This is a genomic window from Shewanella sp. YLB-07, from assembly GCF_009377275.1.
The window spans coordinates 34086-47287 of record NZ_VOQB01000013.1 but is presented as its reverse complement, the minus strand read 5'-3'; the positions used below and the strand labels follow the sequence as shown (position 1 = coordinate 47287).

Annotated in this window: 9 protein-coding genes; 7 read left to right on the top strand and 2 right to left on the bottom strand. The window is 48.3% G+C overall.

Going from position 1 to position 13202, the window contains the following annotated elements:
* Nucleotides 1-48: 48 nt before the first annotated feature.
* Nucleotides 49-921 (bottom strand): HTH-type transcriptional activator IlvY, encoded by an 873-nt coding sequence (gene ilvY, locus FS373_RS23615; protein ID WP_152830756.1) that lies wholly within the window; start codon nt 919-921, stop codon nt 49-51.
* Nucleotides 922-1108: 187 nt separating this feature from the next.
* On the opposite strand from ilvY, the gene ilvC reads away from it, so the two are divergent.
* The 7 genes from ilvC (at nt 1109) to FS373_RS23575 (ending at nt 11134) form a co-directional block, all read left to right on the top strand.
* Entirely contained in the window at nt 1109-2590 is a 1482-nt protein-coding gene (gene ilvC, locus FS373_RS23610) for a ketol-acid reductoisomerase (RefSeq protein WP_144048281.1), read from the top strand.
* A gap of 507 nt (nt 2591-3097) precedes the next feature.
* Nucleotides 3098-4753 (top strand): acetolactate synthase 2 catalytic subunit, encoded by a 1656-nt coding sequence (gene ilvG / locus FS373_RS23600; protein ID WP_194165929.1) that lies wholly within the window; start codon nt 3098-3100, stop codon nt 4751-4753.
* 39 nt (nt 4754-4792) lie between these two features.
* Entirely contained in the window at nt 4793-5020 is a 228-nt protein-coding gene (ilvM, locus tag FS373_RS23595; RefSeq protein WP_144048279.1) for an acetolactate synthase 2 small subunit, read from the top strand.
* A 103-nt stretch (nt 5021-5123) separates the two neighbouring features.
* Nucleotides 5124-6047, top strand: a complete 924-nt coding sequence (locus FS373_RS23590; protein WP_144048278.1) for a branched-chain amino acid transaminase — start codon at nt 5124-5126, stop codon at nt 6045-6047.
* Between the two features lie 172 nt (nt 6048-6219).
* Nucleotides 6220-8070, top strand: a complete 1851-nt coding sequence (ilvD, locus tag FS373_RS23585) for a dihydroxy-acid dehydratase (protein WP_144048277.1) — start codon at nt 6220-6222, stop codon at nt 8068-8070.
* A gap of 1 nt (nt 8071) precedes the next feature.
* Nucleotides 8072-9622, top strand: a complete 1551-nt coding sequence (ilvA, locus tag FS373_RS23580; RefSeq protein WP_144048276.1) for a threonine ammonia-lyase, biosynthetic — start codon at nt 8072-8074, stop codon at nt 9620-9622.
* 369 nt (nt 9623-9991) lie between these two features.
* Complete coding sequence (locus FS373_RS23575; RefSeq protein WP_144048275.1) at nt 9992-11134, top strand: pyridoxal-phosphate-dependent aminotransferase family protein; 1143 nt, start codon at nt 9992-9994, stop codon at nt 11132-11134.
* 82 nt (nt 11135-11216) lie between these two features.
* On the opposite strand, the gene FS373_RS23570 is transcribed toward FS373_RS23575, so the two are convergent.
* On the bottom strand, nt 11217-13151 hold the full coding sequence (locus tag FS373_RS23570; RefSeq protein WP_144048274.1) for a hypothetical protein: 1935 nt from the start codon (nt 13149-13151) through the stop codon (nt 11217-11219).
* Nucleotides 13152-13202 lie beyond the last annotated feature (51 nt).

Sequence of the window (13202 nt, the reverse complement as noted above, 5' to 3'; positions counted from 1 at the left end):
AGGCCGATTGTCTTGAATCGTTTTAGATAGACCTAGCTCTAAGTGTACCTATATTACCTTCAAAAAGGCCGCTACTATCGGGTCGTCTAATTTATTGTTTCTGCAACAGCAACCTAGCTCGAAGGGGGGGATATCTATGGGGGTGGGGATGATTTGAATTCTATCTCGCACCGGACTGTTATTAATCACAATTTCAGGTGTGATACTCACCCCACATCCCAATGCCACCATAGAGGCTATTGCCTCTTGTCCGGAGACCTGAGCATAGATATTGGGAATGAGGCCCAGCTGCTTAAACCAGTTGTCGATGCGTCGTCTCCCCGGCCCATGTTCAGGCACGATAAAGGGCAGACGGTCCCAGGGAGTATAAGATTCCGTTAATAATTCCTGAACCTGACAGCGGTATGTTGGCGCTATGATGACCAGGGGAATGTCATCTATCTTGGCGAAGTGCAGATTCTCTGGGAAAGGATCCGGCAGCGCGGCGATGGCGATATCGACGCGGTTATTTTTGACTTCACTAACCGCGTTGGCGGCGTCACCTGTCGTCAATGTTATTTCAACAAGAGGATGCTCCCGCCTAAAGCTATCGAGTAGCCCGGGAAGATGGCTATAAGCTGCTGTTACCGAACAGTAGAGGTTCAATCTTCCCCTGAGCAGATCTTGCTTAGGATCAATCTTAGTCTTGAGCTTGGTCCAGTGATCTAAGGTCTGTTCGGCGAAGTGGCGATATTCGACGCCGGCGCTGGTCAGGGCAACACTGCGGTTATCTCGTAGGAAAAGCTTGGCACCTACCTCATCTTCCAGCCTCTGCATGACCCGGCTCAAGGTCGAAGGACTGACGTGCATCGCCTGAGCTGTTCTGGAAAAATGCAGGCTTTCCGATAAGTGCAGGTAAAGTTTGATTGTTTTTATATCCATTTTTACCTCATCAGAATCTAGGGTCGGAGCTAATCAGTATTGCAAAAAATGCAATGCAGCATCCCGAATATATCATTTTAAGCAATCAAAATCATGAGCTATAGTGATCTCAATCACTGCTCGTGCTCACGTTATCTAAGCGCATGAAGCAGCTCTCCTCAATTCGATACAGAAGGTGGTACATCAGATGGCTAACTATTTTAACTCTCTGAATTTGCGTCAACAATTAGAACAGCTGGCTCAGTGCCGCTTTATGGATCGTAATGAATTTAGCGAAGGCTGCGATTTCATTAAGGGGTGGAATATCGTCATTCTAGGGTGTGGTGCACAGGGCCTCAACCAAGGTTTGAATATGCGTGACTCTGGTCTGAATATCGCTTATGCACTTCGCGCCGAGGCGATCGAAGAGAAACGTGCTTCATACCAAAAGGCGACTGGAAACGGTTTCCGCGCTGGCACTATCGAGGAGCTTATTCCTGATGCCGATCTTGTGCTTAACCTGACGCCAGATAAACAGCACACTAACGCCGTGACTACTATAATGCCGCTTATGAAGCAAGGTGCAACTCTGTCTTACTCTCACGGTTTCAATATCGTTGAAGAGGGCATGCAGGTTCGTGAAGACATCACAGTCATCATGGTTGCCCCTAAGTGTCCTGGTACCGAAGTACGTGAAGAGTATAAGCGTGGTTTCGGCGTACCGACTCTGATCGCTGTTCACCCTGAGAATGATCCTAAGGGTCAAGGTTTCGATATCGCTAAGGCATATGCCAGCGCTACCGGTGGTGATCGTGCGGGTGTGCTCCACTCATCATTTATTGCCGAAGTTAAGTCTGACCTTATGGGTGAGCAAACTATTCTCTGTGGCATGCTACAAACTGGCGCTATCTTAGGTTACGAGAAGATGGTTGCCGACGGTGTAGAGCCTGGCTATGCGGCGAAACTGATTCAACAAGGTTGGGAAACCACCACTGAAGCGTTAAAGCATGGTGGTATCACCAACATGATGGATCGCCTGTCTAACCCTGCCAAGATCAAAGCATTCGACATGGCTGAAGAGTTAAAGGTCATTCTTGCTCCTTTGTTCGAGAAGCACATGGATGACATCATAGGCGGTGAGTTCTCTCGCACCATGATGGTCGATTGGGCCAACGACGATGCAAACTTGCTTAAATGGCGCGCCGCTACCGGTGAAACAGCCTTCGAAAATGCACCCGTTAGCGATGAAGATATCGACGAGCAAACCTATTTCGACAAAGGTATTTTCCTTGTGGCCATGATCAAAGCGGGTGTCGAGCTTGCGTTCGATACTATGACTTCTGCCGGCATAGTCGAAGCGTCGGCTTATTACGAGTCGCTACATGAAACACCACTCATAGCTAACACAATCGCACGTAAGCGTCTTTACGAGATGAACGTGGTTATCTCTGATACCGCTGAATATGGTTGTTACTTGTTTAATCACGCCGCCGTGCCTATGTTGCGCGACTACGTCAATGCCATGTCTCCAGAGTACCTAGGTCGCGGACTAAGCGACAGCAGCAATGGTGTCGATAACCAACGTCTGATCGAAGTTAATGCTGCCATTCGCGGTACTGGCGTTGAGAAGATAGGTGCCGAGCTACGTGGTCATATGACGGCTATGCAGCAAATCGTCGAAGAGAAGTAAAAGATAATTTCAAGATTGAGGCTAGGCTGACCGAAAAATCAAAGGATCATTTTTGACGTATCGTTTGAATAATGAAACTAAGTGTTTCTTCTCGGTAAAAGGTTTTTGTTGTGTTTTTTATTGGCTTTGTGGTATTGATTAGCGGTCTCGCGATCTTAATCGAAAAGACACCGAATTCAAGCAAACTAATTAGGATACAGTCTAAGCATGTTAAACCAGGCAGCCCTACTCATTATTGAGATTATTACCGTGGTGATTATTAGATCACAGCGGGGGGCTCCCATGGCGCATCGACAAACCTAATTAGGTAAAGATTGCAACTAACCCTCCGCTCCGCAAGGACCGGGGGGTTTTTCGTTTAAAGCCCGACTAAGAAAGATGCAAAAACGGCTTTACCCTACAAATACTGAACCGTTAAGGTTTGGCAGAAAGTGAGAGATGCAGATGGAACAAGGGCAGACACAGCAAGGCAATTCAGAGGCAGGACAAGCGGATAGTGGGCAGATGATGCGCGGCGCCGATGCCGTGATCAAGGTGTTAGTCGACCATGGGGTAACGAATATTTTTGGTTACCCCGGCGGCGCTATCATGCCGATTTATGATGCGCTTTACGGTGCGCCAGTGGAACACCTTCTGAGTCGTCACGAGCAAGGAGCCGCATTTGCAGCCTTAGGTTATGCCCGCGCGACAGGCAAGACTGGAGTGTGTTTCGCGACGTCGGGTCCCGGGGCTACCAATTTGGTGACCTCATTGGCCGATGCCTTGCTCGACTCCGTGCCTGTTGTCGCCATCACAGGTCAGGTCTCTACCGCCGTGATTGGCACCGATGCTTTTCAGGAAATCGATGTCTTGGGCATGTCGTTGTCGTGTACCAAGCACAGCTTCATGGTGACCGAAATAGAACAGCTGGTCCCCACCCTGTATAAGGCGTTCGAGATAGCGGCTTCGGGGCGTCCGGGTCCAGTGCTGGTGGATATTCCTAAGGATATCCAAATTGCTATGTTTGAGTACTCTACTCCCAAACAGGAGAAGTATCCTCAGCCTCAAGCTGATGCTAGTAAACTTGATGATGCTTTGACTCTGCTTAAGCAAGCCCATAAACCTATGCTCTATGTAGGAGGCGGCGTAGGTATGGCAAGAGCCGTTCCTCAATTACGTGAATTTATCCAGCTGACGGGTGTGCCCTCAGTGGCAACACTAAAGGGTCTGGGTACCATTGAGAAAGAGACGTCGGGTTATCTGGGCATGTTAGGCATGCATGGCTCCAAGGCGGCCAATATTGCCGTTCAGGAGTGTGACTTGTTAATCGTGGTTGGCGCTCGTTTCGATGATCGGGTTACCGGCCGTCTAGCGACCTTTGCCGAACATGCCAAGGTGATTCATTTAGATATCGATGCGGCGGAGCTCGGTAAGTTACGCCTGCCGGAAGTCGCCATTGCTGGCGATCTACGTCAGGTGTTGCCCGCATTGGCGACCGAGTTGGCTATTGCTCCCTGGCGCGAAGAGGTTGAGCAACTGAAAGCCGAGCATACGTGGAAATACGATCGCCCCGGTGAGCTAATATTCGCCCCTGCCATGTTGAACCGCTTAGCCGCTAAACTGCCGGAAGATAGCGTGGTGACTTGTGATGTTGGTCAGCACCAGATGTGGGTGGCCCAGCATATGTGGTTCCGTAATCCTGAAGATCACCTGTCCAGCTCAGGTCTGGGGACTATGGGATTCGGCCTTCCTGCCGGCATCGGCGCTAAGGTGTCCCGTCCCGATGCAACCGTAGTGGTCGTCTCAGGCGATGGCTCATTTATGATGAATGTGCAGGAACTCACCACCATCAAACGCCGTAAATTGGCGGTTAAAATCTTGCTGATAGATAACCAGAAGTTAGGCATGGTGAAGCAGTGGCAGCAGCTCTTCTTCGAGGAGCGTTACAGCGAGACTGACCTGTCCGATAACCCGGATTTTGTCACCTTGGCATCGGCATTCGATATTCCCGGTCGCACCATTACCACCACAGATCAAGTAGAAGAAGCGTTAGATCATCTGGTGAATTGCGAAGGCCCATACCTGCTGCATGTGAGGATTGATGATGCTCACAATGTTTGGCCACTCGTCCCCCCGGGGGCCTGTAATCGCGACATGATGGAAGAGATGGACAAACAGACTTAAAGCCTAGTGCAGGAAAGAACAAGTGGATAGGGAGTAGAGATGAGTTATCAATTGAGCTTAACCTTAGTGCAGCAGCCTGAAGTACTAGAGCGTGTATTGAGAGTGGTACGCCATAGGGGCTTTAAAGTGACCAAGATGGATATGCAGTTAGAAGGTGAGCAAGGTGTTGGGCTCGCTATGCATGTCGAAGGTGAGCGGGCCATCGAGCTGCTGACTAATCAGCTAGATAAGCTTTTCGATGTTGTCGATTGTCGGGTACATGCTTAAGGCCTATAGATACTGACGGCAGATTATTAGATTAGCGATAATAACAAAGTAAACAGTTAACGCCTGTTGTAGTGAATATTGAAAGTAGAGTGAGGAAATAGAGATGACCGCGAAGAAAGCAGAGTTTATATGGTTCAATGGTGAGATAATGCCTTGGGGTGATGCCAAGGTACATGTAATGTCTCACGGCTTACATTATGGCTCTTCTGTCTTCGAAGGGATCCGTGTCTATGATACTCATCTGGGCCCGGCGGGATTTCGCTTAACCGATCATGTTCAGCGTCTGTTCGATTCGGCTAAGATTTATCGCATGCCAATTCCCTATATACATGATGAGATTATGCTGGCCTGTCGTGACAGCGTGCAGAAGAATGGTCTCAAGAGTGCCTACATTCGTCCGCTGGCCTTCTATGGTGATGTAGGCATGGGGATAACCCCGCCTAAAGATGCCGTGTGTGATGTCATGGTTGCAGCATTCCCCTGGGGCGCCTATCTAGGTGAAGACAGTATGGAAGCTGGGGTCGATGTGGCTGTGAGCTCATGGAATCGTCTGGCACCCAATACCATACCTACTGGCGCTAAGGCTGGTGGTAACTACTTGTCATCGATTCAGATCTCGACCGAAGCTAAGCGTAACGGCTTCGATGAGGGTATAGCCCTCGATGTGAATGGTTTGGTCAGCGAAGGTGCTGGCGCTAACCTGTTCGTGGTCAAGAAAGGTAAAATCTATACACCGCCAGCAACCGCTGCTATTTTGATGGGTTTGACCCGAGATAGCATCATCATTTTGGCTCGAGAGAAGGGTTATGAAGTGGTTGAAGAGGCCATGTCTCGTGAGTTCCTCTATCTCGCCGATGAGATATTTATGACTGGCACCGCGGCTGAAATAGTGCCTGTGCGTAGCGTCGACAGAATTGATGTCGGTGCAGGGAAGCGTGGTCCCATCACTAAGTCGATACAGGAAAGCTTCTTTGGCCTGTTTACCGGTGAGACCGAAGACAAGTGGGGTTGGTTAGAAGTGCTTTAAAAGAAGGCCCTAGGTTTTATGACCTAGGAGCTAGGTCATAGGAAAGACAAAGAATAAAGACACTTAAGATGCATTCATTCTTAGGTTTGAGAATTAACTAGAAAGGTAACAGCAGAGGGCTCCTAGGAACTAGGAACTAGCACCTCGAACCTTCTCAATAAGGACAGTCGCAATGCCTAAATTACGTTCAGCTACCAGTACCGAAGGTCGTAACATGGCCGGAGCTCGCGCCCTATGGCGTGCTACCGGCGTCAAAGATAGTGATTTTGGTAAGCCAATTATTGCGATTTCCAACTCATTCACGCAATTTGTTCCCGGTCATGTGCATCTCAAAGATATGGGCTCGTTAGTCGCTGGCGCCATAGAAGAAGCGGGCGGAATCGCCAAAGAGTTTAATACTATCGCGGTAGATGACGGTATCGCCATGGGTCACGGTGGCATGCTCTATAGCCTACCTTCTCGTGAGCTTATTGCCGACAGCGTCGAGTATATGGTCAATGCCCACTGCGCCGATGCCTTGGTGTGTATTTCCAATTGTGACAAGATCACTCCTGGCATGATGATGGCGGCTCTTCGCCTAAATATTCCGGTAATTTTCGTCTCTGGTGGCCCTATGGAAGCGGGTAAGACTAAGCTTTCGGGTAACATCATCAAGCTGGATCTGGTGGATGCCATGGTGGCGGGGGCGGACGATCGCGTCTCGGACGAAGATAGCGAGAAGATTGAGCGTAGCGCCTGCCCTACCTGTGGTTCATGTTCCGGTATGTTCACCGCTAACTCGATGAATTGCTTGACCGAAGCCTTAGGCCTGTCTTTGCCGGGTAATGGCTCTATGCTTGCCACTCACTCCGATAGACGCGAGCTCTTCTTAGAGGCGGGTCGCCGTATCATGGACTTGGCTACCCGTTACTACAAGCATGATGATGAGTCTGCTTTGCCACGCAATATCGCTAACTTCAAGGCATTCGAGAATGCCATGACCTTAGATATCGCTATGGGCGGCTCCAGCAACACGGTATTGCATCTATTAGCCTCGGCCTATGAGGGAAAAGTTGATTTTACCATGGCTGATATCGACAGGTTGTCCCGCCTGGTGCCTCATTTGTGTAAGGTGGCACCTTCGACTCCCAAGTATCATATGGAAGATGTGCATCGCGCCGGCGGCGTGATGGGGATCTTAGGCGAGCTTGACCGGGCAGGTCTCATTCATAATGATGCCTATCATGTGGCAGGGGCAAGCTTGAAAGACGTGCTGGCCAAATGGGATATAGCTCAGAGTAAAGATGAAGCGGTACATAAGTTTTTCTCGGCAGGACCTGCGGGCATCCCAACCACTAAGGCCTTCAGCCAAAGTTGTCGCTGGGATAGTGTTGATGATGACCGCGAAGGCGGTTGTATCCGTAAGCGTGAATTTGCTTTTAGCCAAGAAGGTGGCCTAGCAGTGCTTTCCGGCAATATTGCCATCGATGGTTGTATCGTCAAAACTGCAGGTGTGGATGAAGAGAATCATATCTTCATCGGCTCTGCCCGTGTGTTTGAGAGTCAGGACGATGCCGTTGCCGCTATCTTGGGCGGTAAAGTGGTTGCGGGTGACGTGGTCGTTATTCGCTACGAAGGCCCTAAAGGTGGCCCGGGTATGCAGGAGATGCTTTATCCAACCAGTTACCTTAAGTCTCGCGGCCTGGGTAAGGCGTGTGCGCTTATCACTGATGGTCGTTTCTCCGGCGGCACTTCCGGCCTGTCTATCGGCCATGTTTCGCCAGAAGCTGCGGCTGGTGGCACCATAGGTCTGGTTGAGACCGGTGACAGAATTGAAATCGATATTCCGGCGCGCTCGATCAAACTCGCTATCAGCGATACTGAATTAGCGGCTCGTCGTACAGCAATGGAAGGGCGTGGTAAGCAAGCCTGGAAGCCTGTGGGTCGTGAACGCTCCGTATCTCTGGCACTCAAGGCTTATGCCTTGCTTGCGACCAGTGCCGATAAAGGCGCGGTGAGAGATGTCACCATGCTGGAGGATTAATATGTTGGCATTAGCCTCAAAATCTAAGTTAGATCTGGCTCACTATTATTTGCAGAAGACCTTATTGTCTTCTGTCTATGATGTGGCCAAAGTCACGCCACTCTCTAGTTTGAATAAGCTGTCGGCCCGCTTGGGCTGTCAGGTGTTCCTCAAGCGCGAAGATATGCAGCCTGTGCACTCATTTAAGCTGCGTGGTGCCTATAACAAGATCTCTGAACTCACAGCCGATGAGTGTCGGCGTGGTGTGGTGTGTGCGTCTGCGGGCAATCATGCTCAGGGTGTGGCAATGTCGGCCGCCGCCCGTGGTATCAGTGCGGTGATTGTGATGCCGGAAACGACTCCGGATATCAAGGTCGATGCGGTCAGGCGTCTCGGCGGTGAGGTGGTACTTTACGGCCAGGCGTTCGATCAGGCTAATACTTATGCTCAGGAGCTTGCGGCTGCAGATGGTCGCGTCTATGTGGCGCCATTCGATGATGAGGCAGTGATTGCCGGACAGGGCACCATTGCCCAGGAGATGCTGCAGCAACAAAGAGACTTAGAAATTGTCTTTGTCCCTGTGGGTGGTGGCGGTCTGATCGCCGGTATTGCCGCGTTTTATAAGGCTGTTATGCCTCAGGTTAAAATTATTGGCGTCGAGCCGGAAGATTCTGCCTGTTTAAAGGCGGCATTAGAGGCCGATGAGCGGGTTATTTTACCTCAGGTCGGCTTGTTTGCCGATGGCGTTGCCGTTAAGCAGATTGGTGCCGAGCCATTTAGGCTTGCCCGGGAATATGTCGATGATGTGATAACCGTTAGCTCGGATGAGATCTGCGCCGCGGTGAAAGATATCTTCGAAGATACTCGCGCCATAGCGGAGCCTGCAGGAGCCCTGGCTCTGGCTGGCCTGAAGAAATATATGGGTGATGCCGGTCAGGGCGAGAAAGTGGCCGCCATTCTCAGTGGCGCTAATGTGAACTTTCATAGCCTGAGATATATCTCCGAGCGCTGTGAGCTTGGGGAGAAAAAAGAGGCTATTCTGGCGGTTAAAGTCCCTGAACGTCCGGGGATCTTCCTGCGCTTCTGTGAACTGTTAGAAAAGCGTGTGATGACTGAGTTTAATTATCGCTTCAGCAGTCGGGATAAGGCAGTAGTTTTCGCCGGGATCCGTCTATCGGAAGGTCAGATCGAGCTGGATAAGATCATTGCAAGATTGGAGAATGATGGCTTCGAGGTGCAAGATCTCTCCCATGATGAGACGGCGAAATTACATGTGCGCTATATGGTGGGCGGGCATCCGCCGGAGAAGCTCGATGAGCGCCTGTTCAGTTTCGAGTTTCCCGAGCATCCTGGCGCCTTGTTTAAGTTTCTGACGACCCTGCAGAGTAAGTGGAATATCAGTCTGTTTCACTATCGAAACCATGGCGCCGCCTTTGGTCGCGTCTTGGCTGGCTTCGAGGTTCCCGAGTCCGATAACCTGGCATTCCAGCAGTTCTTAACCGAGCTGGGCTTCGTCTATCATGAAGAGACCCAGAGTCCGGCTTATAAGCTCTTCTTAGATAATCGAGATTAAGAGCGTGATTAGCCTTAGGCTTGCTTGGCTCGAAATACTTCGCTCTAATAGCGAATAAAATAGAGGACGCATATGCGTCCTTTTTTATGTTACCTTTTAAACGCTGGTTTGAATTTGGATATCAAGCATTAGTCTTTAGTCCATTGTTTATAGGTATAGATAGAAAATAAGATGCCATAAGGCACATGAATCGCTTCACTATAGTCAAAGTGACGCTAGATGATTTAATACGTAGGGAATGAGTATGTGGTCTTAAGACTAGGTACTAATCAATTAGTTAACCATTACCTTTAATACCAATCGGTATAAAGGTGTGGTCACTTTCTTATACCGATTGGTATATTGAGAAGGATTTTTCGAGGAAGTTATATGTTAGCAGCACCTAGTATCGATGCGTTTAATCCCCCGCGTAGAATCTTGATGGGGCCAGGTCCCTCCGATGTCTATCCTGAAGTATTAGCCGCTCAAGCTCGCCCCACTATCGGTCATTTAGATCCTCTGTTTATTGCCATGATGGACGAGCTTAAGGCGCTTATTCAGTATGCCTTCCAGACTAAGAATGAGATGACCTTAGCCGTGTCGGCGCCGGGTAGTGCCGGCATGGAAACTTGCTTCGTTAACTTGGTTGAGGCGGGTGAGAAGGTAATTGTTTGTCGCAACGGCGTGTTTGGTGAGCGTATGCGCCAAAATGTCGAGCGTGTTGGAGCCACGGCTGTGGTAGTCGATAATGAGTGGGGAGAAGCGGTCAGTCCTGCCGATGTCGAGGCGGCATTAAAGGCGCATCCGGATGCTAAGTTTCTTGCTTTCGTTCACGCAGAAACCTCTACAGGTGCACTGTCTGATGCTAAAACCTTGTGTGCTCTGGCGAAGCAGTATAATTGTTTATCTATAGTCGATGCCGTAACCTCAGTGGGCGGCGTCGAGCTTAGGGTCGATGAGTGGGGCATAGATGCCATCTATGCCGGCAGCCAGAAGTGTCTCTCTTGTGTACCAGGGTTGTCGCCAGTGTCATTTTCTCCGGCTGCGGTTGAGAAGATTAAGAGTCGCACCACCCCAGTGCAGAGCTGGTTTTTGGATCAAACCTTGGTCATGGGCTATTGGAGTGGTACCGCCGATAACAGTGTCAAACGCAGTTATCATCATACGGCGCCTGTTAACGCGCTTTATGCCCTGCATGAGTCACTGCGCTTGCTGGCCAAAGAAGGCTTAGCGGCTTCGTGGCAACGTCACGCCGATATGCACCAGGTGCTCAGACAAGGACTCGAGGGATTAGGGCTTAAGTTCGTGGTCGAAGAGACTTGCCGTCTGCCTCAGCTCAATACCGTCTATATTCCGGAAGGAGTCGATGATGCCGCAGTGCGTAAGCAGCTGTTGGAAAATTATAACCTCGAAATTGGCGCCGGCCTCGGCGCCTTAGCAGGTAAAGCATGGCGCATAGGCTTGATGGGCTTTGGTGCTAGAAGAGAGAATGTAGCGCTTTGTCTTAAAGCCTTGGAAGAAGTATTGAATTAGATCTAATATTGGTCAAAATAATCCGTAATCGAATGCCAGTAAGTTAGACTTACTGGCATTTTTTATCCGTTAACCTTTTTGCTTACCCCGAGTTAAGATTGTTACCGTAACAGCTCGCCTGAGGTAAGGGGGTGTCCTCTGTTATCTTTAATTCGCCAAAGCGTGCTGATATTTGGCTGTAGAGCTCAGGATACTTGAGTCGTAGCAGTGCTAATGCTCTTTTATGGTAGTCGTGTACAGGTGGCGAGAGTTGCATCAATACCTCTAGGTAATCCAATACTTCATTTGGATTGAAGTAATAGCTTGAATCTATTACTAAGTATAAAGGGTCTGTGCCGATAGGGTTATCATGATAGTCACTCCTTTGGCTGACTAAATAACGGAGTAAATCTAATTTACGTCTCTCGATGCTATGATAAATAAGCGTCTTTCCTGTGTGATCCCTTCCTGTAATATCGAGTCCATTGATGTGTAACTCTTCGAAATAAGTTGAGTTATTTCCTCCAAACATCATCAGTAACGTAAAATCTATCTGCTCCTGCCTAAGTTGACTACTTTGCAAAGCTTGATAATAACTGGCATCCCATGGGAGGATTTGATAGAAAAACCAGCGCAGCTGTGCCTCTGTTAAATTAGCGGATTCAATGATTTTTATTACTTCAAAAATTTTATTGTTACGCAGTTTCTTACCAAAAACCTTAGATTCTAGTTCTTTATTTCTTGGGTGGGAAAGTGGGAGAGCCATTTCTTGGCGGTTCATAGAACATTGTGCTAATACTGGATCGATATTGTGAAGGTTGCTCGCATTCACTGCTCTATTCTCATTTTCTAGCTGAGCAGTATAATAGTTAAGCGTTTTTGGTTGCCATTCTTTATCGATTTTAGAAATTCTAGCTTGGCAGGAAAGTAATTGTTCTGGTGAAGCCTCTTTCTCAAGTAATAGGTCTCGCTCTTGCGTGAGTCTAACGATCAGTTTTGCATCAGGGTCGAAAGGTAACCTTTTTCTAGCTTGTATTTGCGTTAGGTCTAGCTGATAGTGAGTTATCAGCGAGGTGAGTTGTTCTTCAGTAAAATGATAAGAGTTTCGCGGGAAGGAGCCTGATACTGATTGATCTGTTTGTGTATCGAAGAAGGCGGGTGCATTTAGGCCTTGTAGTTGTTCAATAATATTAACCTGACTGATAATCGCATCCTCCTCGTTATTACTTGCTAGTACATAGTATAAATTGGCTAAAGCATGCTCCATAGTTGAGCCAAGATAAGCATCGTTAGACAGTGTACCGTTTTGTTGTAATAGCTCGGCGACAACTTTGTCTTGTCCGTGAAAAGCTGCGACATCAATCAATAATAGCTTTTCCTTCCCCATCAATCCGTAGCCAAGTAGTTGGTTAATATCATTTAATTTATTTATGGCTTCAGTTAAGGTTTTTTGTGATATATCTTCCTGTTCGACTAACCAAGCGACATCATCAATACTTAACTCTGTTATTTCAATAAGTTGTAATGCGGCTTTATCGGTTAAATCGGCAATATTTTCTAAGACTGGTGTGGGTACTCGTGTTGTTATCTTGAAATATTCAGGTAGTTCAGGAAATTCATCCTTTAATTTTTCACTTATGTTTGCATCTTGCAGGTCTAATTTTGAATGTTGTTTTAATTGTTCAGCGCGCCAGCTGGCGGCGAAATTAGAGTTTGAGAAGTGATCGATTGCCGATGTGATGTCATCAATCGAGTATCCCTCATTGAGGTATTTACTCCAGTTTTGGGAACGACCAAAATTATCCGATTTAACACGGTTATTTTTAATGAGTTGCTTGCACTGCTGATAATCGGTGACGGATAGGCTGGGTGCGTGAGTATCCATCTCTTCTGATGCATTAACTGTGTTGGTCACAGTATCAATATCGCTCACATTAGACTGAGCCGGTACTTTTTGAGGGGTAGGCCATAAAAAGTAAAATACAATAGTCACAATTATGGTGACCATTGTGATGAGCCGTGTGCGTTTTTCTTTCACTTAGTTTCTTCCCTAAAGCTGAGTAAAATTAATTGAGGTATTATCTCTTTT

What these genes read in the sequence shown, in the direction of transcription:
- ilvY (WP_152830756.1), bottom strand. Translation starts at nt 921, where the DNA reads ATGGATATAAAAACAATCAAACTTTACCTGCACTTATCGGAAAGCCTG.
- ilvC (WP_144048281.1), top strand. Translation starts at nt 1,109, where the DNA reads ATGGCTAACTATTTTAACTCTCTGAATTTGCGTCAACAATTAGAACAG.
- ilvG (WP_194165929.1), top strand. Translation starts at nt 3,098, where the DNA reads ATGCGCGGCGCCGATGCCGTGATCAAGGTGTTAGTCGACCATGGGGTA.
- ilvM (WP_144048279.1), top strand. Translation starts at nt 4,793, where the DNA reads ATGAGTTATCAATTGAGCTTAACCTTAGTGCAGCAGCCTGAAGTACTA.
- FS373_RS23590 (WP_144048278.1), top strand. Translation starts at nt 5,124, where the DNA reads ATGACCGCGAAGAAAGCAGAGTTTATATGGTTCAATGGTGAGATAATG.
- ilvD (WP_144048277.1), top strand. Translation starts at nt 6,220, where the DNA reads ATGCCTAAATTACGTTCAGCTACCAGTACCGAAGGTCGTAACATGGCC.
- ilvA (WP_144048276.1), top strand. Translation starts at nt 8,072, where the DNA reads ATGTTGGCATTAGCCTCAAAATCTAAGTTAGATCTGGCTCACTATTAT.
- FS373_RS23575 (WP_144048275.1), top strand. Translation starts at nt 9,992, where the DNA reads ATGTTAGCAGCACCTAGTATCGATGCGTTTAATCCCCCGCGTAGAATC.